General features: G+C 71.4%; 18 protein-coding genes. 12 read left to right on the top strand and 6 right to left on the bottom strand.

The genetic code is table 11. The annotated features are described in order from the left end of the window. Positions 1-45: 45 nt before the first annotated feature. The 7 genes from ABZ016_RS02545 to holA all read left to right on the top strand — a co-directional run bounded on the left by ABZ016_RS02545 (position 46) and on the right by holA (position 8131). Positions 46-891, top strand: coding sequence for a DegV family protein (locus ABZ016_RS02545; protein ID WP_356914686.1), 846 nt, complete (start codon positions 46-48; stop codon positions 889-891). 120 nt (positions 892-1011) lie between these two features. Beyond that, the gene (locus ABZ016_RS02540) at positions 1012-2262 is read left to right on the top strand and encodes a helix-hairpin-helix domain-containing protein (RefSeq protein WP_356914685.1); all 1251 of its coding nucleotides are present in this window, start codon (positions 1012-1014) and stop codon (positions 2260-2262) included. Then, positions 2259-4835, top strand: coding sequence for a ComEC/Rec2 family competence protein (locus ABZ016_RS02535; protein WP_356914684.1), 2577 nt, complete (start codon positions 2259-2261; stop codon positions 4833-4835). The genes ABZ016_RS02540 and ABZ016_RS02535 overlap by 4 nt, the downstream gene beginning before the upstream one ends. Before the next feature lie 4 nt (positions 4836-4839). Next, positions 4840-5697, top strand: coding sequence for an arylamine N-acetyltransferase (locus ABZ016_RS02530; protein WP_356914683.1), 858 nt, complete (start codon positions 4840-4842; stop codon positions 5695-5697). A gap of 195 nt (positions 5698-5892) precedes the next feature. After that, positions 5893-6774, top strand: a complete 882-nt coding sequence (locus tag ABZ016_RS02525; protein WP_356914682.1) for a YceI family protein — start codon at positions 5893-5895, stop codon at positions 6772-6774. 43 nt (positions 6775-6817) lie between these two features. Beyond that, positions 6818-7063, top strand: a complete 246-nt coding sequence (locus ABZ016_RS02520) for a hypothetical protein (RefSeq protein WP_356914681.1) — start codon at positions 6818-6820, stop codon at positions 7061-7063. A 78-nt stretch (positions 7064-7141) separates the two neighbouring features. After that, the gene (gene holA, locus ABZ016_RS02515; protein WP_356914680.1) at positions 7142-8131 is read left to right on the top strand and encodes a DNA polymerase III subunit delta; all 990 of its coding nucleotides are present in this window, start codon (positions 7142-7144) and stop codon (positions 8129-8131) included. A gap of 7 nt (positions 8132-8138) precedes the next feature. Here the strand turns inward: holA and ABZ016_RS02510 are convergent, their stop codons facing one another. Continuing rightward, positions 8139-8564 carry a VOC family protein gene (locus ABZ016_RS02510; protein WP_356914679.1) on the bottom strand — a complete coding sequence of 142 codons (426 nt, stop codon included), beginning with the start codon at positions 8562-8564 and terminating at the stop codon, positions 8139-8141. Positions 8565-8662: 98 nt separating this feature from the next. Between ABZ016_RS02510 and ABZ016_RS02505 the strand changes: the two genes are divergently transcribed. Next, positions 8663-9058: a nuclear transport factor 2 family protein gene (locus tag ABZ016_RS02505; RefSeq protein ID WP_356914678.1), complete on the top strand. Its 396-nt coding sequence runs from the start codon at positions 8663-8665 to the stop codon at positions 9056-9058. A gap of 176 nt (positions 9059-9234) precedes the next feature. On the opposite strand, the gene rpsT is transcribed toward ABZ016_RS02505, so the two are convergent. Then, on the bottom strand, positions 9235-9501 hold the full coding sequence (gene rpsT, locus ABZ016_RS02500; protein WP_356914677.1) for a 30S ribosomal protein S20: 267 nt from the start codon (positions 9499-9501) through the stop codon (positions 9235-9237). A gap of 198 nt (positions 9502-9699) precedes the next feature. Between rpsT and lepA the strand changes: the two genes are divergently transcribed. Both lepA and ABZ016_RS02490 read left to right on the top strand, forming a co-directional pair. Beyond that, positions 9700-11568: a translation elongation factor 4 gene (gene lepA, locus ABZ016_RS02495; RefSeq protein ID WP_356914676.1), complete on the top strand. Its 1869-nt coding sequence runs from the start codon at positions 9700-9702 to the stop codon at positions 11566-11568. Between the two features lie 261 nt (positions 11569-11829). Then, a complete protein-coding gene (locus ABZ016_RS02490) occupies positions 11830-13704 on the top strand; it encodes an AMP-dependent synthetase/ligase (RefSeq protein WP_356914675.1) in 1875 nt (624 codons plus the stop codon). A 67-nt stretch (positions 13705-13771) separates the two neighbouring features. Here ABZ016_RS02490 and ABZ016_RS02485 read toward each other — a convergent pair whose 3' ends face one another. Further along, the gene (locus ABZ016_RS02485; protein ID WP_356914674.1) at positions 13772-14227 is read right to left on the bottom strand and encodes a response regulator; all 456 of its coding nucleotides are present in this window, start codon (positions 14225-14227) and stop codon (positions 13772-13774) included. Beyond that, positions 14224-18303, bottom strand: a complete 4080-nt coding sequence (locus ABZ016_RS02480; RefSeq protein WP_356914673.1) for a HAMP domain-containing protein — start codon at positions 18301-18303, stop codon at positions 14224-14226. Before ABZ016_RS02480 ends, ABZ016_RS02485 begins: the two co-directional genes overlap by 4 nt. 171 nt (positions 18304-18474) lie before the next feature. Between ABZ016_RS02480 and ABZ016_RS02475 the strand changes: the two genes are divergently transcribed. After that, on the top strand, positions 18475-20625 hold the full coding sequence (locus ABZ016_RS02475; protein WP_356914672.1) for a SpoIIE family protein phosphatase: 2151 nt from the start codon (positions 18475-18477) through the stop codon (positions 20623-20625). A gap of 27 nt (positions 20626-20652) precedes the next feature. Continuing rightward, positions 20653-21885, top strand: a complete 1233-nt coding sequence (gene hemW / locus ABZ016_RS02470) for a radical SAM family heme chaperone HemW (protein ID WP_356914671.1) — start codon at positions 20653-20655, stop codon at positions 21883-21885. Positions 21886-21993: 108 nt separating this feature from the next. On the opposite strand, the gene ABZ016_RS02465 is transcribed toward hemW, so the two are convergent. Both ABZ016_RS02465 and ABZ016_RS02460 read right to left on the bottom strand, forming a co-directional pair. After that, a complete protein-coding gene (locus ABZ016_RS02465; RefSeq protein WP_356914670.1) occupies positions 21994-22794 on the bottom strand; it encodes a DUF3097 domain-containing protein in 801 nt (266 codons plus the stop codon). Between the two features lie 31 nt (positions 22795-22825). Beyond that, positions 22826-23557 carry an MBL fold metallo-hydrolase gene (locus ABZ016_RS02460; protein ID WP_356914669.1) on the bottom strand — a complete coding sequence of 244 codons (732 nt, stop codon included), beginning with the start codon at positions 23555-23557 and terminating at the stop codon, positions 22826-22828. Positions 23558-23562 lie beyond the last annotated feature (5 nt).

Here is a 23562-nt window from a genome sequence, read left to right as displayed (position 1 = left end):
GGCCCGGGCTGCCGCACGCGCACTACGGCAGGTAACCTCCAGCTCATGTCCCGCCATGTCGCGATCGTCACCGATTCAACGGCCTACCTGCCGGCCCGGACGATGGAGCGTCACGGCATCACGGCGGTGCCTCTGACCGTCGTCCTCGGTGACCGGGCGCTGGAGGAGGGCACCGAGATCTCGACCCGTGCGCTCGCCCAGGCTTTGCAGAAGCGGCGCCCGGTGACGACCTCGCGGCCCAGCCCCGCGGTCTTCGAGGAGACGTACCGCAAGGTCGCCGAGTCCGGCGCCACCGGCATCGTCTCCCTCCACCTCTCCGCCGAACTCTCCGGCACGTACGACGCGGCCGTCGTCGCCGCGCGGCAGGCGCCGGTGCCGGTACGGGTGGTGGACACCGGCATGATCGCGATGGCGCTGGGGTTCTGCGCGCTCGCCGCTGCGCAGACCGCGGAATCCGGCGGAACGGTGGACGAGGCCGTCACGGCCGCGGAGAAGCGGGCCGCGGGCACCTCCGCCTACTTCTACGTCGACACCCTCGACTACCTGCGCCGCGGCGGCCGTATCGGTGCCGCGCAGGCCCTGCTGGGCTCGGCGCTCGCGGTGAAACCGCTGCTGCAACTCGCCGACGGCCGTATCGAACCGCTGGAGAAGGTGCGGACCGCGTCGAAGGCGATCGCCCGCCTCGAGGAGATCGCGGCGGACCGGGCGGCCGGCGCCCAGGTCGATGTCGCCGTCCACCATCTCGCCGCCCCGGACCGGGCGTCGGCCCTCGCCGACCGGTTGCGGACACGGGTCTCGGGGCTGGCCGATCTGCATGTCAGCGAGGTCGGGGCGGTGATCGGGGCGCACACGGGGCCCGGGTTGCTGGGAGTTGTGATTTCGCCGAGGTGAACGGTCACCGCGGGGTCCGACTCACCCGCGTGGGTGGGCGAGTTGTCCACAAGCGGGGTGTTGTCCCCGGGAATCGACCAAGATCATCGTGAGTGCGCCGAGGTGGCCGATCCTCGTCGCATGGCACTTCGATCACGTTCACGCACAGCGTCCGCGAGCAGTGGCCCGGGCCGTGGACCGGCGTCCGACGGCCGCGTCCGGCACCGCCGTCATCGGCCTGCCGCACGGGGCCGGGCACGGCACCGCCAGGCCTCCGCGGAGGACCTCCGGCGGCGCGCGGAGGTGATGTTCGGCGAACCCGCCGAACGGGCGGGGGAGCGACGGGAGTCGGACCACGGTCCGCCGGGCGGGGAGCGGTGCGCCGAAGGGGCCGGGCCCCATTCCGGGGGCGGGGACGAGCTTCTCAGGGGTGGTGCCGGGCCTTTCGGGGGTGAGACCGGTCTTCGCAGGGGCGAGGCCGGGGTCGTCGGCGTGGAGGCGGACCGTGGGGTGGACGCTACGGGTGGCCGCGTGGACGTGCGGGGCGCGAACGGGCGCGGCGCGGACGGGCGGGACACGGACGGGCGCGGCACGGACGGGCGAGACACGGACGGGCGCGGCACGGACGGGCGAGACACGGACGGTGCCTGGAGGGAGCGGGCCGGGCTGGCGCTGCGGGAGCGCTTGCCGCTGTGGTTGCAGGCGAGGTGCGGCCTGGAGCGGCGGAGCGTGCTCGCGCTGACCGTGGTGCTCTTCGTCGGCGCGGCGTTCGCCGTACAGCACTTCTGGACCGGCCGGACCCAGTCCGTGCGGCCGCCCGAGGTGGTGCGCGCGGCGGCACCGTACGGGGTGGAACAGGGACGGAGCGGGCAGGGCGAGCAGGAGCGGGGGCCGGATGTGCCCGCCGGGGCGGCGAAGGCGACAGGCGGAGCGGCGGCGGAGATCGTCGTGGACATCGGCGGCAAGGTCCGGGAGCCCGGAGTCCACCGGCTGCCGGCCGGCTCCCGCGTCGCGGACGCCCTGCGGGCGGCGGGCGGTGTGAAGCCCGGCACGGACACCGACGGCCTCAACCGGGCCCGCTTCCTCGTGGACGGCGAGCAGGTGATCGTCGGGGCACCGGCTCCCGCCCCGGGGACCGGCACGGGCGGCCCGGCTCCCGGCGGCACGGCCGGTGGTGCGGCGGGTGGCGCCGGGCCTGCGGCCCCGGTCTCCCTCAACACGGCCACCGCCGACCAGCTCGACACCTTGCCCGGTGTCGGCCCCGTGCTGGCGCAGCACATCATCGACTACCGCACGCAGCACGGCGGATTCCGCTCCGTGGACGAACTGCGCGAGGTGAACGGCATCGGCGACCGCCGCTTCGCCGACCTGCGGAACCTCGTCCGGCCATGACGAGCGCACCTGACCCGCCTCGCAGCCGGTCAGCGGTGCACGCCGCCTCCGGGAAGCGCCTCGGCACCGCCCGTCCACGGCAGGAAGGCCCCACGGACCTGCGGCTGGTCCCACCGGCCCTGGCGGCCTGGGGCACTGCCGCCCTGATGCTCGACGCTTCACCGGGGTGGGTCACGGGCATCGTGACCGGCTGCCTGGCCGCCGTCGCCCTGCTGCCGTGGGCTCGGCGAGCGGGGTGGGCGTCCTGGTCGCGGGCGTCCGCGGCGGCCGTGCTGCTGTGCGTCGCCGCGGCGGCTGCCTCGGCCGGGCTGCACGGGGCGGATCTGCGGCGGGGGCCCGTGCCCGGCCTGGCCCGGGCGTACGCGACCGTGACCGCCGAGGTCGAGCTCACCTCCGATCCGCGCCTCACCCGGCCCGAGGTCCGCGGCGATCACATCACTCCGACCGCCGTGCTGATCGACGCCGAAGTACGGCGTGTCCACGGGAGGGGCGGCCCGACGGTGCAGACGCGGACGCCGGTGCTGCTCATCGTCGACGTGGGTTCGGACCGGCGGGACGGCGGCCGCGCGCGGACGGCGGCCGACGGGACCGCACGGTCGCCGTGGCTCGGGCTGCTGCCCTCGACACGGCTGCGGATCAGCGCGCGGTCGGCGCCCGCCCTGACGGGCGGTGACCGGATCGCGGCCGTGCTGCGGGTGCGGGGCGAGGCCGAACCGGAGGTGGTGGGAGAGCCCTCGGGCCCGCAACGGCTCGCCGGCCGGCTGCGTGCCGGGCTGCGGGAGGCGACCGAGGGACTGCCTGCGGATGCCCGGGCGCTGTTGCCGGGACTGGTCGTGGGGGACACCTCGCGGATCACCCCGGAGCTGGAGGAGGCCTTCAAGGAGACCGACCTCACCCACACGCTGGCCGTCTCCGGGGCCAACTTCACGATCCTGCTCGCCCTGCTGCTCGGGCCACCCGGCCTGGCGCAGCACGTCGAGCGGCGGGGGCTCGCGCCGCGCCTCGGTATCCCCCTGCGGGTGACCGCGGTGCTCGGGGGCGTGCTCTCGCTCGGGTTCGTCGTCGTGTGCAGACCGGACCCGAGCGTGCTGCGGGCCGCGGCCTGCGGAGCCGTCGCGCTGCTCGCTCTCGCCACCGGCCGCCGCAGATCGCTGATCCCGGCGCTGGCGACGGCGGTCCTGCTGCTGGTGCTGTACGACCCGTGGCTGGCGCGGAGTTACGGGTTCCTGCTCTCCGTCGCGGCCACCGGAGCCCTGCTCACGCTCGCGCCGCGCTGGAGCGCCGGGCTGCGGCGGCGCGGGGTGCCGCCACGGCTCGCCGAGGCGCTGGGCGCCGCCGGCGCGGCGCAGGCCCTGTGCGCGCCGATCGTCGCCGTGCTCTCGGCGCGGGTGAGCCTCGTGGCGGTGCCGTGCAACCTGCTCGCGGAGTTCGCGATCGCGCCGGCCACGGTGCTGGGCTTCGCCGCGCTGGCCGCCGCACCGGTGGGGATGCCGGTGGCCAAGGCCCTGGCGTGGTGTGCGCATTGGCCGGCCGAGTGGATCGCGACGGTCGCCCGTACCGGGGCGGCGCTGCCGGGCGCGGGAGTGGACTGGCCGGGCAGCTGGGCGGGGGCGGCGCTGCTCGCGGTCGTGACGTCGGCCGTGCTGCTCGTGGGACGGCGGTTGCTGAGGCATCCCTGGTGGTGCGGCGTCTGGGGCCTGCTGCTGGCGCTGGCGGTGGTGCAGCCACCGCCGCTGACCCGGGTGATCACGGGCTGGCCGCCGCCGGGCTGGCGGCTGGTGATGTGTGACGTGGGGCAGGGCGACGCCATGGTGCTCGCGGCGGGCGAGGGCGCCGGTGTGGTGGTGGACGCGGGGCCCGATCCGCAGCTCGTCGACCACTGCCTGCGCGCACTCGGCATCACCACGGTCCCCCTGGTCGTGCTCACCCACTTCCACGCCGATCACGTGGCGGGTCTGCCCGGTGTGCTGCGCGGACGGACGGTCGGCGCGATCGAGACGACCGGCTTCGAAGAGCCTGCCGAGCAGGCCGCGTTCGTCCGGAGACAGGCGGCGGCCCGGGGGATTCCCGTGACGCGGGCCGCCGCCGGGGAACAGCGGCGCACGGGGGAGCTGTCCTGGCAGGTGGTGTGGCCGCCCCCGAGTCCGCCCCCGAACCCCTCACCCGGCTCGCTCGCGCAGGTGTTCCCGGGACACCCGGAGCCGGAGGGGCCGAACGACGCCAGCGTCGCCATGCTGGTCCGGTCGGCGGGACTGCGCCTGTTGCTCCTCGGGGACCTCGAACCCCCGGCCCAGCGGGCGCTGGCCAGGTCACCGGCGGCCGAGGCGCTGAAGCACGTGGACGTGCTGAAGGTCGCCCATCACGGCTCGGCCTACCAGGACCCCGGCCTGATACGCCGGGCGGCACCGCGGCTGGCGCTCATCTCCTGCGGGGAGGACAACACGTACGGGCATCCGGCACCAGGCACGGTCGCGGCGCTGCGCGCCGGGGGCGCTGCGGTGCTGCGCACGGACCGGGACGGCGCGCTGGCGGTGCTGGAGGGGGGCGGGGAGCTGAGGGTGGCGCGAGACTGAGGGCATGAACTCAGCACAGGTTGATGCCTATCTCCGCCGCCTGGGAGCCGAGCACCCGGCGTGGCCCACCGTCGACGTGCTGCGCGACCTGCAGCTGCGTCATCTGCGGACCGTGCCGTTCGAGAACCTCTCCATCCATCTGGGCGAGGAGATCGTGCTGGAGGAGGAGCGGCTGCTGGACAAGGTCGTGGGCGCGCGGCGGGGCGGCTTCTGCTACGAACTCAACGGTGCCTTCGGGGCGTTGCTCGCCGCGCTGGGATACGACGTGGCGCTGCTCGCGGGGCGGGTGTACGGGGACGGGGGGCGCCTCGGGATCCCCTACGACCATCTCGCGCTGCGGGTGCGGACGGTGGACGGGGGCGACTGGCTGGCGGACGTCGGGTTCGGGGCGCTCAGCCATCTGCCGCTGGCGTTCGGGGACCGGGGAGAACAGGAGGACCCCTCGGGCACCTTCCGGATCGTCGAGGCGAAGCCGGATGCGGCCGGGGTCCGCGGTGGGCACGCCACGGTGGAGGCGGCGGACCTGGACGTGATCCGTGAGGGCCGACCGCAGTACCGCCTGGAGGTGCGGCCGCGCGCACTGGGCGACTTCGTGGCCGGGGCGTGGTGGCACAGCACCTCGCCGGTGTCTCACTTCACGCGGTCGCTGGTCTGCTCGCGGGTCACGGAGGACGGAGGCAGGATCACCCTCAGCGGCCGGAGGTTCACGGTGACGGGGGCCGACGGGACGCGGGAGGAGCGGGAGCTGCCGTCGGACGAGGAGGTGCTGGGGGTGTACCGCGAGCGGTTCGGCATCGAGCTCGGCGAGGTGCCGACGGTTCGGGGCGCGACGGTCCGGGACCCCGGCCGGGAGGGGGACTGAACCGGACCAGAAGGGTCACATCTTCCACACATGGTTCACATGGTTCCAGTCGGTGCTACTCGTGTGTAGTCCCATCACACGTGCTGGATTCCCGTGATGTGGTCCCGTGTTGCCTCGAAAGCCCCATCGGTGGTCGAATGCGTCCTCGATGAACAGTGATCGAACCGCTGACTTCGAGTCGCGCGAGGTGTCCAGATGATCGGCCGCTGGCTGGGAAGCCGAACGAACCGAGTGCAACGGACGGGTCCGCTGGCGGCCGTGCCGACTCCGCCCAGTGCCGGGGTGCTGTCCTGCCGGGTGCTCGATCCGGTCAACGAACCGGTCAGGCATGCGGAGTTCGCGGTCACCGACACCATGGGGCGCGCCGTGGTCAGCGGTGGCGCCGACCCGTTCGGGTCGTTCGTGACGACGGTGCCCGCGGGGGAGTACCGGCTCGCGGTGAAGGCGGAGGGGTACACCCCGTACCTGGCGACCACACAGGTCGCGGAGAACGCGCTCGCGTCACTCGGGGACGTGACGCTGCAGATGAGCCGGCCGCCGGAGCTGCCCGGCCCCGGCGACTGGGAGATCGAGCCGGCGCACTCCTCGATCGCCTTCACCGCGCGGCACATCGGACTGGCCAGGATCCACGGGCAGTTCAAGTCGTTCGCAGGCGTCATACGGGTCGCCGATCAGGTGGAGCGGTCGGCGATGCACGTGGTGATCGACGCGGGCTCCATCGACACCAACATGAAGATGCGGGACGACCATCTGCGGTCGGCGGACTTCCTGGACGTCGAGAAGTTCCCGACCCTGGAGTTCTACAGTGAACGGTTCGTGCACAAGGGCGCCAACCGATGGGCCGTGACGGGGGCGCTGTCGCTGCACGGCGTGACGCGGACGGTCACGCTGGACACCGAGTACCTGGGGCTGGGCAACGGCATGGAGGGCGAGGTGCGGGCGGCCTGCCGGGCCACCACCGAACTGCACCGGGACGACTTCACCGTGAGCTGGCAGACCATGCTGGCGCGGGGCATCGCGGTGGTCGGGCCGAGCATCAAGGTCGACCTCGACGTACAGGTCGTGCGCAGGAGCTGAGGGCGGCGGTCGGGCTTTGGCGCCGTGACGGACAATGTCCGGCGTGAGTGATGTGCGACATGTGCTGGTGCTGCCCGACCGTGATGCCGCGGAAGAGGTGGCGGAGGCGCTCGGAGAGCGGTTCGGGGTCGTGGAGGAGCCGCAGCTGGTGCGGGACGCGCTGGCCGGTGAGGACGACGCCGAGGACGCGCAGTGGCTGGTCGTCCTGCGGGACGAGGGCGCGCGGCTGGACGCCGGGGAGCTGGACCGGTTCGCCGGGGAGTGGGAGGGCTGGCGGGAGGAGCCGTAGACCTCCCTCCCCGTCCGGTGTCCCCCTCGACCGGTCCTTCCGGGCTCGCTGTCAGTGGTGCGTGGGATGCTTGTCGCGATGGCCAGGAAGACTGCGAATGACGACCCTCTCGCCCCGGTGACGCTCGCCGTGGGCCAGGAGGACCTGCTGCTCGACCGTGCCGTGCAGGAGGTGGTGGCCGCCGCGAAGGCCGCCGACGCCGACACGGACGTACGGGACCTGACCCCGGACCAGTTGCAGCCCGGCACCCTCGCCGAGCTGACGAGTCCGTCGCTCTTCGCGGAGCGCAAGGTCGTCGCCGTACGCAACGCGCAGGATCTGTCAGCCGACACGATCAAGGACGTGAAGGCGTATCTCGGGGCGCCTGCCGAGGAGATCACCCTGGTGCTGCTGCACGCCGGCGGGGCCAAGGGGAAGGGGCTGCTCGACGCGGCGCGCAAGGCGGGGGCGCGCGAGGTGGCCTGCCCGAAGATGACGAAGCCGGCGGACCGGCTGGCGTTCGTGCGGGGCGAGTTCCGGGCGGCCGGCAGGTCCGCCACGCCGGAGGCGTGCCAGGCGCTGGTCGACGCGATCGGGAGTGATCTGCGGGAGCTGGCCTCCGCGGTGTCGCAGCTGGTCGCGGACATCGAGGGGACGATCGACGAGGCGATCGTCGGGCGGTACTACACAGGCCGGGCCGAGGCGTCGAGCTTCACGGTCGCCGACCGGGCGGTCGAGGGGCGGGCGGCGGAGGCGCTGGAGGCGTTGCGCTGGTCGCTCGCGACCGGGGTGGCGCCGGTGATGATCACGAGCGCGCTGGCGCAGGGCGTCCGCGCGATCGGGAAGCTCTCGTCGGCCCGTGGCGGCCGCCCGGCCGATCTCGCGCGGGAGCTGGGGATGCCCCCGTGGAAGATCGACCGGGTGCGGCAGCAGATGCGGGGATGGACCCCGGACGGGGTCGCCGTGGCTCTGCGAGCGGTGGCCGAGGCGGACGCCGGGGTGAAGGGCGGCGGCGACGACCCCGAGTACGCCCTGGAGAAGGCGGTGGTCACCATCGCCCGGGCGGCACGCTCCAGGGGCCGGGGCTAGCGAGGGCTCACACGACCGGCTCGCCGATCCCCAGCAGGTTCCCCTCGCTGTCGTGGAACCAGGCGCCCCGCTCGCCGCGGGCTCCCTTGCTCGGGTAGTTGCCCTCGATCTGGGCGATCCCGCCCTCCGTGCGGAAGCCGGGCGCGTCGACCTCCTCGAAGACCACGCCGCGCCGCTTGAGCTCGGCCACGGCGGCTTCGATGTCGTCGACCTCCAGCGCCATCTGCGTGAAGGTGCCGGGCGAGGCCCCCGTGGAACGGAACAGCACGAAGTCCGCGCCCCCGCACCGGTACAGCAGCCCACCGGGCCGTTCGTCGACGGGGTCGAGGCCCAGCTTCTCGGAGTAGAAGCGCCGCGCCCGGTCCAGGTCCTGGGCGGGCAGCCGGGTCGCCACTCTGGCCCCGGCCAGCACGTTCCTGTGGTCAGCGTCCATCTCTCCACTGTCTCTCCGCTGTGGCGCGAAAGCCGTTCGGAGGGAGAATCGGGTGTGTCAGCCGTACATCGCCAAGAGACAGAGAGGCGGCGAGGGTCATGGCTGAACACCCGCACGCAGCGCTGGTCCGCAAGGGGTTCGATGCCTTCACCCGAGGAGATCTGGACACCCTGCGGGAGCTGATCGCGAAGGACGCCACGCACCATGTGCCCGGCAGCCACCCGCTCTCGGGCGACTTCAAGGGCCAGGACGCGATCATCGACATGTACCGGCGGATCGGGGAGGAGACCGCCGGATCGATGCGGCTGGACGTGCTCGGGATCGCCGTCGACGGCCGTGGTCACGCGGTCGGTATGTGCCGGGTCACCGCCGAGCGGCAGGGCAAGCGCCTGGACGACACCGGCTGCATCGTCTTCCGGATCGTCGGAGACAGGGTCACGGATCTCGACGAGTGTGTCGAGGACATCGACAAGAGCGACGAGTTCTGGTCCTGAGCAGGTCGAAGGCCGGGCGCCCTCCCATGGGGAACAGGAGAGCACCCGGCCTTCGGTTTCAAGCTGCTGGATCCACGCCCGCGTGGCGAACGCAGGCCGCGCGTGGATCCGAGGGGTGCCGGACGGGAGCGGATGAGAGAGGGCCCGCTCGATTCCCTCCGGCGTCACATCAAACGTCAGCCCTTGAGCGCGGCGACCTTCTGAGCCAGCGCCGACTTCTTGTTGGCAGCCTGGTTCTTGTGGATGACGCCCTTCGAGACGGCCTTGTCGAGCTGACGCGCGGCGACGCGCTGGTACTCGGTGGCCTTCTCCACGTCACCCGCGGCCACGGCCTCACGGGCCTTGCGGATCGCGGTCTTGAGGGAGGACTTGACGGCCTTGTTGCGCTGCCGAGCCTTCTCGTTGGTCTTGATCCGCTTGATCTGGGACTTGATGTTCGCCACGAATGAGCCTTTTCAGGTGTGATTTCTTGATGACGTGCCTCGTGCGAGAGGGCATGAGACACAGCCACCCAGGCTACCAGTGGGCCCTTCCACGGCCCAAACCCGTCCATGGTCCCCACCCGTGGGACCATGGAGGCTACGTATCGATCCGACCCGAGACCGCAGACACTGCGGACGCCTCAAGAATCAGGACCCTGCGTGCCCGCGATCCCTAGCCATGTGCCCGAGCCGAGCCGTACCGACCCGGCTCTGATCCGCAACTTCTGCATCATCGCGCACATCGACCACGGCAAGTCCACGCTCGCCGACCGGATGCTCCAGCTCACCGGGGTGGTCGAGCAGCGGCAGATGCGCGCTCAGTACCTCGACCGCATGGACATCGAGCGCGAGCGCGGCATCACGATCAAGTCCCAGGCGGTGCGTCTGCCGTGGGCCCCCACCCATGACAAGAACAACACGCACATCCTCAACATGATCGACACCCCGGGGCACGTCGACTTCACCTACGAGGTCTCGCGGTCGCTCGCCGCCTGCGAGGGCACCATCCTCCTGGTCGACGCCGCCCAGGGCATCGAGGCCCAGACCCTCGCCAACCTCTACCTGGCGATGGAGAACGACCTCACGATCATCCCCGTCCTCAACAAGATCGACCTGCCGGCCGCGCAGCCGGAGAAGTTCTCCGAGGAGCTGGCCCACCTCATCGGGTGCGATCCCGACGACGTCCTCAAGGTCTCCGCCAAGACCGGACTCGGTGTCGAAGCGTTGCTGGACAAGGTGGTCGAGCAGGTCCCGGCCCCGGTCGGCGTGAAGGACGCCCCCGCACGGGCCATGATCTTCGACTCCGTCTACGACTCCTACCGCGGCGTGGTGACGTACGTCCGGGTCATCGACGGGCAGCTCAACAAGCGCGAGCGCATCAGGATGATGTCCACGGGCGCCACGCACGAGCTGCTGGAGATCGGCACCAACTCGCCGGAGATGCTGTCGGCCGACGGCCTCGGCGTCGGCGAGGTGGGCTACCTGATCACCGGTGTGAAGGACGTCCGCCAGTCCAAGGTCGGTGACACCGTCACCAGTCAGCAGAAGGGTGCCGAGGAGCCGCTGGGCGGCTACAAGGACCCCAAGCCGATGGTCTTCTCGGGTCTGTATCCGCTGGACGGCTCCGACTACCCCGAGCTGCGCGAGGCCCTGGACAAGCTCCAGCTCAACGACGCCGCGCTGGTCTACGAGCCGGAGACCTCCGCCGCCCTCGGCTTCGGTTTCCGCGTCGGCTTCCTCGGGCTGCTGCACCTGGACGTGATCCGTGAGCGGCTGGAGCGCGAGTTCGGGCTCGACCTGATCGCGACCGCCCCGAACGTGGTCTACCGCGTCCTCATGGAGGACGGCACCGAGCACACCGTCACCAACCCGAGCGAGTTCCCCGAGGGCAAGATCTCGGAGGTCTTCGAGCCGGTCGTGCGGGCCACCATCCTGGCGCCCAGCGAGTTCATCGGCTCGATCATGGAGCTCTGCCAGACCCGGCGCGGCACGCTGCTCGGCATGGACTACCTCTCCGAGGAGCGGGTCGAGATCCGCTACACCCTGCCCCTCGCCGAGATCGTCTTCGACTTCTTCGACCAGCTGAAGTCAAAGACCCGCGGGTACGCCTCGCTCGACTACGAGCCCACCGGCGAGCAGACGTCCAGCCTGGTCAAGGTCGACATCCTGCTGCACGGCGACAAGGTGGACGCCTTCTCGGCGATCACCCACAAGGACCAGGCGTACGCCTACGGCGTGCGGCTGGTCGCCAAGCTCAAGGAGCTGATCCCGCGGCAGGCCTTCGAGGTGCCCGTCCAGGCCGCCATCGGCTCCCGGGTCATCGCCCGCGAGACCATCCGCGCCATCCGCAAGGACGTCCTCGCCAAGTGCTACGGCGGTGACATCTCCCGTAAGCGGAAGCTGCTGGAGAAGCAGAAGGAGGGCAAGAAGCGGATGAAGATGGTGGGTTCCGTGGAAGTTCCGCAGGAGGCCTTCATCGCCGTCCTGTCGAGCGATGACAGCGCGGGGTCGACCAAGAGCAAGAAGTAACGACGGGTTACCGTCGGTTACACCGCAAACCGGGTAAATCAGGGGCCTGTCGCGCGAAAGTGCGGCGGGCCCCTGTGCGTATACGGGGTAGCTCTCTGTACGAAATGACAGGCCGCGGACCCTTACGCGGGGAGCGGTCGGCCTTTACTCTGATCCCTGCTCGATAGTTACTCACGAGTTAAACAAGAGCGTGACCAGCACTCGTGAGTACCAACCAGCCGCACCTGAGCCAGCCGCACTGTCGCGGGCCCGGAGGATGTCGTGAGCGACACACAGACCCTGATCGAGAACCGTCCGCCGTCCGTGGCGGGCCTCTTCCTGGAGCGCGTGGCGGCCACGCCGGACGCCGAGGCCTACCGCTATCCGGTGCCCTCGTCCTCCGGCCAGGGGCCGGACGACTGGAAGTCGCTGAACTGGGCGCAGGCCGCCGAGCGGGTCTACGCCATCGCGGCGGGCCTCATCGAACTGGGCGTACAGCCCGAGCAGCGTGTCGCCCTGGCCGCCAGTACCCGGATCGAGTGGATCCTCGCCGACCTCGGCATCATGTGCGCCGGCGCGGCCACGACCACGGTCTACCCGCAGACCAACGCCGAGGAGTCGGCCTACATCCTGTCGGACTCCGAGAGCCGGGTGCTCATCGCGGAGAACGCCGAGCAGCTGGCCAAGGCGCGGGAGAAGCGCGCGGAGCTGCCCGACCTCACCCATGTGGTCGTCATCGACGCGGCCGGCGTCGAGACCGCCGACTGGATCCTCACCCTGGACGAGCTGGAGAAGCGCGGCGCGGCCCGGCTGGAGAAGGACCCCGAGCTGATCAAGGAGCGGGTCGGCGCGATCACCAAGGACCAGCTGGCCACCCTCATCTACACCTCCGGCACCACCGGCCGCCCCAAGGGCGTGCGCCTCCCGCACGACAACTGGTCCTACATGGCGAAGGCGATCGCCGCGACGGGCCTGGTCAGCAGCGAGGACGTGCAGTACCTGTGGCTGCCCCTCGCGCATGTCTTCGGCAAGGTGCTCACCTCCGGCCAGATCGAGGTCGGGCACGTCACCGCCGTGGACGGCCGGGTCGACAAGATCATCGAGAACCTGCCGGTGGTGCAGCCGACGTACATGGCGGCCGTGCCGCGCATCTTCGAGAAGGTGTACAACGGCGTGGCCGCGAAGGCCCGTGCGGGCGGCGGGGCCAAGTACAAGATCTTCCAGTGGGCGGCCGAGGTCGCGCGCGAGTACGCAAAGGTTGCGCAGGACAACTTCCGGCGGACCGGAACCGCGTCCGTGCCGTTCGGCCTGGGCGCGAAGCACAAGGTCGCCGATGCGCTGGTGTACGCCAAGATCAAGGAGGCGTTCGGCGGGAACCTGCGGGCGTGCGTCTCCGGTTCGGCGGCACTGGCACCCGAGATCGGGTACTTCTTCGCCGGCGCCGGCATCCACATCCTCGAGGGCTACGGCCTGACCGAGTCCTCGGCCGCTTCGTTCGTGAACCCGGGGGAGGCCTACCGGACCGGCACGGTCGGCAAGCCGCTGCCCGGCACGGAGGTGCGGATCGCCGACGACGGGGAGATCCTGCTGCGCGGCCCGGGGATCATGGAGGGCTACCACAAGCTGCCCGAGAAGACGGCGGAGGTGCTGGAGGCCGACGGCTGGTTCCACACCGGGGACATCGGGGAGCTGTCGCCCGACGGGTACCTGCGCATCACCGACCGCAAGAAGGACCTCATCAAGACCTCGGGCGGCAAGTACATCGCGCCGGCGGAGGTCGAGGGGCAGTTCAAGGCGGTGTGCCCGTACGTCTCCAACATCCTCGTGCACGGGGCCGACCGGAACTTCTGCACGGCGCTCATCGCGCTCGACGAGGTCGCCGTCATGGAATGGGCCAAGGAGAACGGGCTGGAGGGGAAGTCGTACGCGGAGGTCGTCTCCTCGCCGGTCACGGTGGACATGGTCGACGGGTACGTGAAGCAGCTCAACGAGGGGCTTCAGCGCTGGCAGACCATCAAGAAGTTCCGGTTGCTGCCGCGGGATCTCGATGTGGAGCACGGGGAGATCACGCCGAGTCTGAAGCTGAAGCGGCCCGTTGTGGAGCGGGAGTACAAGCATCTGATCGAGGAGATGTACGAGGGGTCGCGCGAGGCGTAGGGGATGGCGCGGGGGCGCGCGGGCGGCTGCGGGTTCGTTGTGGCCTGGCGCGCAGTTCCCCGCGCCCCTAAGCGTCTTCACTCACGCGGCGTTTCAGCTCCTGGACCTGCCTGCGCAGGCGTTCCACCTCCCTGCCTTTGCGGTAGAGGTCCAGGAAGACGCTCACCTTCGCCCTCAGCACCCAGGGGTCGAAGGGCTTGGTCATGTAGTCCGCGGCGCCGGTTGCGTAGCCGCGGAAGGCGTAGCCCGGGTCGTCGTCGGCGCCGGTGAGGAAGATGATCGGGACGTCTCGGGTCTGGTCGAGGCGTTTGATGTGGGCGGCCGTCTCGAAGCCGTCCATGCCGGGCATGCGGACGTCCAGCAGAACCAGGGCGATCGGCTGCCGCAGCAGGGCCTTCAACGCCTCCTCGCCGGAACGGGCACGTACCAGCGGCTCGTTGAGGGAGGCGAGGACCGCCTCCAGGGCCGTCAGGTTGTCCTCCATGTCGTCGACCAGGAGTATTCCGGCGCGCTCGGAGCTCATGACGGCGTGTCCTCCGGGTCCAGCAGTTCGCACACGACCGTCAGCAGCCGGTCGATGTCCACCGGCTTGGGCACGTAGTCGTTGGCGCCGCGGGCGATGGACTTCTCGCGGTCGCCGGGCATCGCCTTCGCGGTCAGGGCGACGATCGGAAGGCCCGCCCAGCGCGGGGTGCGACGGATGGCGGAGATGGTCTCATAGCCGTCCATCTCCGGCATCATGATGTCCATCAGGACCAGTTCGACCGCCGCCCCGCGCTCCAGCGTCTCGACTCCCTCGCGGCCGTTCTCCGCGTACAGCACAGTCATGCCGACCCGGCCCAGGACATGCGTGAGAGCGAAGACGTTGCGGATGTCGTCGTCGACGATGAGCACGCGCCGCCCGGCCAGGATCCGGCCCGGCCTGCCGGACGTCCACGCCTCCAGCCTGGTCGGCGAGGGCCAGTCGTCGTCCGTGTCGGGCGCGGCCGGGAGCGGTCCCGTGGCGGCCTGCTGGAGGGGCAGCGGTGGCTCGGGGCGGTCCTCGGTGCGTGGTTGCGGCACCGTGTGACCGGGGCTGACGACCGGCACGTGGAGGGTGAACGTGGAGCCCTTGCCGGGCTCGCTCTCGGCGACGATCCGGCCGCCGAGCAGACCCGCGATCTCCCGGCTGATGGACAGGCCGAGGCCGGTGCCGCCGTACTTGCGGTTGGTGGTGCCGTCGGCCTGTGCGAACGCCTCGAAGATCACCGGGAGTTTCTCCGGTGCGATGCCGATGCCCGTGTCGGACACGGAGAACGCGATCACGTCGTCGGTGTCCCCGCCGACATTGCGGTGCTCGGTGTCCCGCACCCGGTCCACCCTCAGCTCGACCTTGCCCGTCGCGGTGAACTTGATCGCGTTGGAGAGGAGGTTGCGCAGGATCTGCTGCAGGCGCTGCTCGTCCGAGTACATCTCGCGCGGCACGCCCTCGCCGACCGCCACCTCGAAGGCGAGCCCCCGGTCGAGGGTGAGGGGACGGAAGGTGGCGTGGACGTAGTCGAGCAGCTTGATGAGCGGGAGCCGTTTGGGGCGTACGTCCATCCGGCCGGCCTCGATCTTCGACAGGTCCAGGATGTCGTTGATCAGCTGGAGGAGGTCCGAGCCCGAGCGGTGGATCGTCGTCGCGAACTGCACCTCCTGGTCGGAGAGGTGACCGTCCGGGTTGTCGGAGAGCAGCCGGGCCAGGATCAGCAGCGAGTTCAGCGGAGTGCGCAGCTCGTGCGACATGTTCGCCAGGAACTCCGACTTGTACTGGGAGGACGTCGCCAGCAGGGCGGCCTTCTCCTCCAGTTCGGCGTTGGAGCGCTGCAACTCGCCCTGCTGCTTCTGCAGTTCGTCCGAGCGCTCCTGGAGCTGCATGGCGAGGCGCTGGGACTCGCCGAGCAGGGACTCCGTTCGGGAGTTGGCGATGATCGTGTTGATGGCGACGCCGATGGTGTTGACGAACTGGTCGAAGAAGGCCAGGTGCACATCGGAGAAGCGGGAGAAGGAGGCGAGTTCGATGACACCGAGGAGCTTGTCCTCGAAGAGGATCGGGATGATGACGATCGTGGTGGGAGCGGCTTCGCCCAGACCACTGTTGATCTTGATGTAGTCCGGTGGGGCGCCCTCCACCAGGATCCGCTTCTTCTCCCGGGCCGCCTGCGCGACCAGGCCGTGCACGGGGAGGCCGCCGGTCTCGACGGTCGCGTCCTGGGCGGCGCCGTAGCCGGCGATGAAGGCGAGCCCCTTGCTGGGAGCCGCCGCCCCGTCCTCCTCCGGGTCGGCCAGGTAGAACGCGCCGTACTGCGCGCTCACCAGCGGCGTCAGCTCACGCAGTATCAGGTCGGCGACTTCCATCAGGTCGCGGTGGCCCTGCATCAGCGCGGCGAGACGGGCCAGGTTGGACTCCAGCCAGTCCTTCGCGCGGGTCGTCTCGCGCAGGTTGGCCACCATCAGGTTGATGTTGTCCTTCAGCTCGGCGACCTCGCCCTGCGTCTCCACCGTGATCGAGCGGGACATGTCGCCCTGGGCCACCGCGGAGGCCACCTCGGCGATCGCGCGGACCTGGGTGGTGAGGTTGGACGCGAGTTCGTTGACGTTCGTCGTCAGGCGCTTCCAGGTGCCGTAGACGCCCTCGACCCTGGCCTGGCCGCCGAGCTGTCCCTCGGAGCCCACCTCGCGGGCCACGCGCGTGACCTCCGAGGCGAAGGAGGACAGCGTGTCGACCATCGTGTTGATGGTCGTCTTCAGCTCCAGGATCTCGCCGCGGGCGTCCACGTCGATCTTCCTGGACAGGTCGCCCTGGGCCACGGCCGTGGCGACCTGGGCGATGTTGCGCACCTGGGAGGTGAGGTTGTCCGCCATCGAGTTGACGTTGTCCGTCAGGTCCCGCCAGACCCCGGAGACGCCGAGCACCTGCGCCCGGCCGCCCAGCCGGCCGTCGGTGCCGACCTCACGGGCCACGCGGGTGACCTCGTCGGCGAAGGCGCGCAGCTGCTCCACCATCGTGTTGACGGTGTCCTTCAGTTCGAGGATCTCGCCGCGGGCGTCGACCGTGATCTTCTTCGACAGGTCGCCGTTGGCGACGGCCGTGGTCACCTGGGCGATGTTGCGGACCTGCGAGGTCAGGTTCAGCGCCATGAAGTTGACGTTGTCGGTGAGGTCCTTCCAGACCCCGGAGACGCCCCGGACCTGGGCCTGCCCGCCGAGGTTGCCTTCCGTGCCGACCTCGCGGGCGACACGGGTGACCTCGTCGGCGAAGGCGGAGAGCTGATCCACCATCGTGTTGATGGTGGACTTGAGCTCCAGGATCTCGCCCTTCGCCTCCACCGTGATCTTCTTGCCGAGGTCTCCCTGGGCCACGGCGGTGGAGACGAGCGCGATGTTCCGCACCTGAGACGTGAGGTTGTCGGCCATGAAGTTGACGTTGTCGGTGAGGTCCTTCCACACGCCGGAGACGCCCCGGACCTGAGCCCGGCCGCCGAGGTTGCCCTCGGTGCCGACCTCGCGGGCGACGCGCGTGACCTCGTCGGCGAAGGCGGAGAGCTGGTCGACCATCGTGTTGATGGTGGACTTGAGCTCCAGGATCTCGCCCTGCGCGTCGACCGTGATCTTCTGGGACAGGTCGCCGTTGGCCACGGCCGTGGTCACCTGGGCGATGTTGCGGACCTGCGAGGTCAGGTTCGACGCCATGAAGTTGACGTTGTCGGTGAGGTCCTTCCAGACCCCGGAGACGCCCCGCACCTGCGCCCGGCCGCCCAGCTGCCCCTCGGTGCCGACCTCGCGGGCCACGCGGGTGACCTCGTCGGCGAAGGCGGACAGCTGGTCGACCATCGTGTTCACGGTCAGCTTCAGTTCGAGAAGTTCGCCGGTCGCCTCGACCGTCACCGTCCGGGTCAGGTCGCCGCGCGCCACGGCCGTCGTCACGGCCGCGATGTCCCGCACCTGCGCGGTGAGCCGGGACGCCATCGTGTTGACGGCCTCGGTCACGTCCCGCCAACTGCCCGACAAGCCCTGCACCTTGGCCCGGCCACCGAGCCGTCCCTCGGTGCCGACCTCGCGCGCGACCCGCGTCACATCGCCGGTGAACCGGGACAGCTGATCCACCATCTTGTTCACGGCCAGGCCGAGCCTGCGCAGGTCTCCGCGTAACTGCCGGGTCCCGTCGTGCAGATCGACCCGCTGGGTCAGATCACCGCCGGCCACCGCGTCCAGAACACGTGTCGCATTCGCCGCCGGGGCGACCAGGGCGTCGAGCAACTGGTTCACGTCGTTGACGCGGGACGTCCACAGGCCCTGCCCCGGACTGGCCGAGAGCCGCTCGTCGAGCCGGCCGTGCCGCACCAGCTCCCGTCTCACCCGCTGCACCTCGGTGGTGAAGTGGACGCTGCGGTCCATGATCTGGTTGAAGACCGCGGTGAGTTCGGCCGCCATCCCGTGGCCGGTTTCCGGCGCCTTCGTGAAGTCGCCGTCGCGGGCGGCTGTCATCGCGGCGAGCAGTGGACGCAGATCGGATGCACGAATCTGACCGTCTTCGTACCCGTCTTCGACCACAGGAGTAGCACTGTTCTCACTCATGGCGGCCCACTTCGGTAACTCGGCGCTTATGGGCGTGGCCAGTCTGTCACTCTGTCGGCATCGACTGTGGCGTATTCGTACGAACTGCCCGGGGAGCTGTCCATGGGGGCCATTCCGGCGCAACGGGAGACCGCTTCCCGTGCATCAGAGGCGCCTGCACACGCTTCGGAAATGCCTGTGCCCGTCCAGAAAGAGGGGTCCGTCTCCAAGGATCCCGCACCGTCCGCCGAGGATCCCGTGTCCTCGACCGAGGAGACGGCCCTGCCGTCAGGGGCGCCCGCGCCCGAGCGCGCGCGGGCGTATGCGGCCCTGCCCGGCAGCTCCCTCGCGCCGGGCTCGGCACGCGCCCTGGTCCGAGCGGCGCTCGCCGAGTGGACCGGGCACGGCCTGCCCGGCGCCGAGCACCTCACCGAACGCCTCGCTGACGACGCCCTGCTCATCGTCAGCGAACTCGTCACCAACGCCGTCGTGCACGCCGGCACCGACGTCGAGTTCGAGTGCCGGCTGGAGGGGGACGACAAGGACACCGCCGCGCTCGTCGTCGAGGTCTCCGACCACCACCCCTCCCGCGCGCCGCGCGGCGGCGAGCCGGAAACCCCGCACGAGACACCGGAGTACGGGCGTGGCCTGCGGCTCGTCGGTGCGCTCTCCGAGGCCTGGGGCATCACGTACCGCACGGGCCGGAAGACCGTGTGGGCGCGGCTGCCCGCCGCCGGGTGCGAGGCGGACGAGCAGATCGAGGCGTACGCCGGGGAGCACGCGCTGGCGCGCGGGCTGCGGGTGGCGGAGATCCTGGCTCCGGAGCCGCTGCCGGGGGAGGGCGGAGAGAGGGGTGAGGGCAGGGAGACAGGTGAGAGCAGGGAGACAGGTGAGGTCGGGGAGACTGCGGAGGCCGTCGCCGACCGGCAGGACTTCCACGACCGACAGGGCGTCCACGACCGGCAGGACGTACGCGACTGGTACGACCAGGACTGGCAGGAGCGGCACGGTCGCCGGGACGGCCAGGACGGTGCCTGGCTGGGCCGCGGAGCCCTCTCCTTCCTCGCCGAGGCCTCCGACCTGCTCGCCGGCCAGCTCGACGAGGACCTGGTCGCCGCCCTGGCCGGTCAGCTGATCGTGCCGCGGCTGGCCGACTGGTGCGCGGTGTGGCTGGAGGACGAGGCCACCGGCGGCGGCTGGAACGGCGGGGCCGCGGCGGGCGGAGCCCGGCTGGCCCGGGTCTGGCACGCCAGCGAGAACCGCATCGAGGAGCTGCGCCGGACCCTGGAGAAGGACCCGCCGCCGGCGTCCGACCCGTTACGGTCCGGGCCCGTCGACTACCCCTGGCCCGGCCAGGCGCTCGGTGACGCGCCCGGCGAACCGGGCTCGGCGCTGGCGTACCGGCTCGTCGCCGGGGGACGCCCGCTGGGCACCCTCGTCATCGGGAGGTCCGGTACGGCAGGCTTCCCCGACGAGATCACCGGCCTCGTGGAGGACCTCGGCCGCCGCGTCGCGCTCGCCATCGGCGCCGCCCGGCAGTACGCCCGCCAGGCCACCATCAGCGCCGTCCTGCAGCGCGGACTGCTGCCCGGCGCCGTGGCCGAGATCCCCGGGGTGCGCAGCGCCCTCGTCTACGAGCCGTGCGACAAGGGCGGGCCCAGCGGCGACTTCTACGATCTGTTCCCGGCCGGCGACGGCCGCTGGTGCTTCGCCGTCGGCGACGTCCAGGGCAAGGGCCCCGAGGCGGCCGTCGTGATCGGCCTGGCCAGGCCCTGGCTGAGGCTGCTCGCCCGGGAGGGCTACCGGGTCGCCGACGTCCTGGACCGCCTCAACCAGCTCCTGCTCGACGATGCCACGGAGGCCGCGGACGCGGCGGCCCGGGCCCTGGTGGCGGCCGGCGCCCGGCCGACCCCGCCCGGCGACGGCCCCCAGACGCGCTTCCTGTCCCTGCTGTACGGCGAGCTGATCCCCTTCGACGGCGGGGTCCGCTGCACCGTCGCCTCCGCAGGGCACCCGCTGCCCCTGCTGCTCGGGGCGGGCGGCGAGGTCCACACCGCCGCGCAGCCGCAGACCCTCCTGGGCGTCGTCGAGGACGCCACGTACACCAGCGAGACCTTCGAGCTGCGCTCCGGTGACACGCTCCTGTGCGTCACCGACGGCGTGACCGAGCGCCGCTCCGGCTCCCGCCAGTTCGACGACGGCGACGGCCTCGCGACGGCCCTGGCCGGGTGCGCCGGGCTGGACGCGGAGCTGATAGCCGAGCGCATCCAACGGCTGGTGCACGAGTTCGGGGCGCGGCCCCCGGCGGACGATCTGGCGCTGCTGGTGCTCCAGGCGGACTGACCGCGCGGGTGCTGGACAATGGAAGGCATGCCTTCCGCACTCCCCGACGGCGAGCCCGTTCCCGACGACGGCGCGCTCCCCGCGTCCGCACTCATCGGGGCCGCCGACCGTCCGCTCGGGTTCTACCTGCACGTTCCCTACTGCGCGACCCGCTGCGGCTACTGCGACTTCAACACCTACACGGCGACCGAGCTGCGCGGCACCGGCGGTGTGCTCGCCTCCCGCGACAACTACGCCGAGACGCTGGTCGAGGAGGTCCGCCTGGCCCGGAAGGTGCTGGGGGACGACCCGCGCCCGGTGCGTACGGTGTTCGTCGGCGGGGGTACGCCGACGCTGCTGGACGCCCGTGACCTGGTACGGATGCTGGGCGCGATCCGCGACGAGTTCGGGCTGGCGCCGGACGCCGAGGTCACGACGGAGGCGAACCCGGAGTCGGTGGATCCGGCGTATCTGGCCGCGCTGCGGGAGGGCGGGTTCAACCGCATCTCGTTCGGGATGCAGAGCGCCAGACAGCACGTGCTGAAGGTGCTCGACCGCACGCACACGCCGGGGCGGCCCGAGGCTTGCGTGGCGGAGGCGCGGGCGGCGGGCTTCGAGCACGTGAACCTGGACCTGATCTACGGCACGCCGGGGGAGAGCGACGACGACTGGCGGGCCTCGCTGGAGGCGGCGCTCGGGGCCGGGCCCGATCATGTCAGCGCGTACGCCCTGATCGTGGAGGAGGGCACGCAGCTGGCGCGCCGGATCCGCCGGGGCGAGGTGCCGATGACCGACGACGACGTGCACGCCGACCGGTACCTGATCGCCGAGGAGATGCTCTCCGCGGCCGGCTTCGAGTGGTACGAGGTGTCGAACTGGGCGACCTCGGAGGCGGGGCGGTGCCTGCACAACGAGCTGTACTGGCGCGGCGCCGACTGGTGGGGGGCCGGGCCCGGGGCGCACAGCCACGTGGGTGGGGTGCGGTGGTGGAACGTGAAGCATCCCGGGGCGTACGCGGGGGCGCTGGCGGCGGGGCGGTCGCCGGGGGCCGGGCGTGAGGTGCTGTCGGAGGAGGATCGGCGGGTCGAGCGGATTCTGCTGGAGTTGCGGCTTCGGGAGGGGGTGCCGTTGTCGCTGCTGCGGGAGGAGGGGGTGGCTGCTTCGCGCAGGGCGTTGGCGGAGGGGTTGCTTCAGGAAGGGCCGTATGAGCAGGGGCGTGCGGTGTTGACCTTGCGCGGGCGGTTGCTGGCGGATGGGGTTGTCCGGGACCTCGTGGACTGAGGTGCTCGGGGTTGGTGCCCGGGGCGTGTGGGTGCGCAGCTCGGCGCGGCGAGGTGCCGCTGCGCCCACCCGTGCCGCCCTTGGCGGCACGATTGCCCGCAGTTTGAGTCAGGCCGTTACGAAGTCGATCAGTTCTTCGACCCTGCCCAGCAGTTCCGGCTCCAGGTCCTTGTACGAGTGGACGGCCGACAGGATCCGCTGCCAGGCCGCGCCCGTGTTCTCCGGCCAGCCCAGGGCCCGGCAGACGCCCGTCTTCCAGTCCTGGCCCCGCGGCACCCGCGGCCACTCCGTGATCCCCAGGGCCGACGGCTTCACCGCCTCCCAGATGTCGATGTACGGGTGGCCCACCACCAGGGCATGGTCGCTCGTGACCGACTCGGCGATGCGCCACTCCTTGCTGCCCGGGACCAGGTGGTCGACCAGGACGCCGAGGCGGGCGTCCGGGCCGGGGGCGAAGGACTCGACGATCGAGGGCAGGTCGTCGACACCCTCCAGGTACTCCACGACCACGCCCTCGATGCGCAGGTCGTCGCCCCACACCTTCTCGACCAGCTCTGCGTCGTGCCGCCCCTCGACGTAGATGCGGCCGGCGCGGGCCACACGTGCGCGGGCGCCGGGGACGGCGACCGATCCGGAGGCCGTGCGGGCCGGGCGCGCGGGACCGCCCGGCGACGGCCGGACCAGCGTCACCGCCCTGCCCTCCAGCAGGAACCCGCGCGGCTCCATCGGGAACACGCGGTGCTTGCCGAAGCGGTCCTCCAGCGTCACCGTGCCGGCCTCGCAGCGGATCACCGCGCCGCAGAACCCGGTCCCCGGCTCCTCGACCACCAGGCCCGGCTCCGCCGGAACCTCGGGCACCGGCTTCGGCTTCTTCCACGGCGGGGTCAGATCGGCGGAGTACTGGCGCATTCGGATGACGATAGGAGAAGGCGTACCGCGATCACCGCGACACGCCGAAACGCGCGGCCAGCGCGTCCCGCTGGGCCCGGACGAACGCCGCGTCCACCACCGCTCCGTGACCGGGCACGTACAGCGCGTCCTCGCCGCCGAGGGCGAGCAGCCGGTCGAGAGCGGCAGGCCAGCGCGACGGCACCGCGTCCGGACCCGCCTGAGGCTCGCCCGACTCCTCGACCAGGTCGCCGCAGAACACCACCTCCGGATCGCCCGGCACCAGCACCGCCAGATCGTGCGCGGTGTGCCCCGGGCCGACGTTCGCCAGCAGTACCTGCCGGCCGCCGCCCAGGTCGAGCGTCCACTCCCCGGAGACCAGATGGCCGGGCGGGGCCAGCCGCTCTGCCGCCTCCTGCGCCGCGGGCGCCGCCAGGCCCTGGCGCACCCCGTCCTCACGCAGTTCCTCGCGGTCCCGCGCCCGTGTCAGCAGCGCGTCCACGCCCACCGCGCCGAACACCTCGGTGTCCGGCAGCGCCGCGGCGCCGAAGACATGGTCGAAGTGCGGGTGGGTCAGCGCGAGATGTGTCACACGCTGACCGGTGAGCGCCCGCGCCTGCGCGCCCAGTTTCGCGCCCTCGGCGAGGCTCGACCCCGCGTCGATCATGAGGACCGCCCCCTCACCGGCGACCAGCCCGATCGTGCAGTCCCACACCGGGAGCCGGCACCGCCCCACACCGGCGGCCACGCGCTCCCATCCGAGGTCTTCCCAAGTCACCGTCATACGGC

It is taken from the genome of Streptomyces sp. NPDC006372 (genome assembly GCF_040612515.1).
Lineage (GTDB): Bacteria > Actinomycetota > Actinomycetes > Streptomycetales > Streptomycetaceae > Streptomyces.
Note: the sequence above shows the minus strand (reverse complement) of the source record. Positions and strands in the feature narration are given on the sequence as shown.

Coding starts and splice junctions, on each gene's coding strand:
- ABZ016_RS02505 (WP_356914678.1), top strand. CDS start 8,663: ATGGCTGAACACCCGCACGCAGCGCTGGTCCGCAAGGGGTTCGATGCC.
- ABZ016_RS02545 (WP_356914686.1), top strand. CDS start 46: ATGTCCCGCCATGTCGCGATCGTCACCGATTCAACGGCCTACCTGCCG.
- ABZ016_RS02475 (WP_356914672.1), top strand. CDS start 18,475: ATGCCTGTGCCCGTCCAGAAAGAGGGGTCCGTCTCCAAGGATCCCGCA.
- holA (WP_356914680.1), top strand. CDS start 7,142: ATGGCCAGGAAGACTGCGAATGACGACCCTCTCGCCCCGGTGACGCTC.
- ABZ016_RS02525 (WP_356914682.1), top strand. CDS start 5,893: ATGATCGGCCGCTGGCTGGGAAGCCGAACGAACCGAGTGCAACGGACG.
- ABZ016_RS02540 (WP_356914685.1), top strand. CDS start 1,012: ATGGCACTTCGATCACGTTCACGCACAGCGTCCGCGAGCAGTGGCCCG.
- ABZ016_RS02535 (WP_356914684.1), top strand. CDS start 2,259: ATGACGAGCGCACCTGACCCGCCTCGCAGCCGGTCAGCGGTGCACGCC.
- ABZ016_RS02480 (WP_356914673.1), bottom strand. CDS start 18,303: ATGAGTGAGAACAGTGCTACTCCTGTGGTCGAAGACGGGTACGAAGAC.
- ABZ016_RS02530 (WP_356914683.1), top strand. CDS start 4,840: ATGAACTCAGCACAGGTTGATGCCTATCTCCGCCGCCTGGGAGCCGAG.
- ABZ016_RS02510 (WP_356914679.1), bottom strand. CDS start 8,564: ATGGACGCTGACCACAGGAACGTGCTGGCCGGGGCCAGAGTGGCGACC.
- ABZ016_RS02465 (WP_356914670.1), bottom strand. CDS start 22,794: ATGCGCCAGTACTCCGCCGATCTGACCCCGCCGTGGAAGAAGCCGAAG.
- ABZ016_RS02485 (WP_356914674.1), bottom strand. CDS start 14,227: ATGAGCTCCGAGCGCGCCGGAATACTCCTGGTCGACGACATGGAGGAC.
- hemW (WP_356914671.1), top strand. CDS start 20,653: ATGCCTTCCGCACTCCCCGACGGCGAGCCCGTTCCCGACGACGGCGCG.
- ABZ016_RS02460 (WP_356914669.1), bottom strand. CDS start 23,557: ATGACGGTGACTTGGGAAGACCTCGGATGGGAGCGCGTGGCCGCCGGT.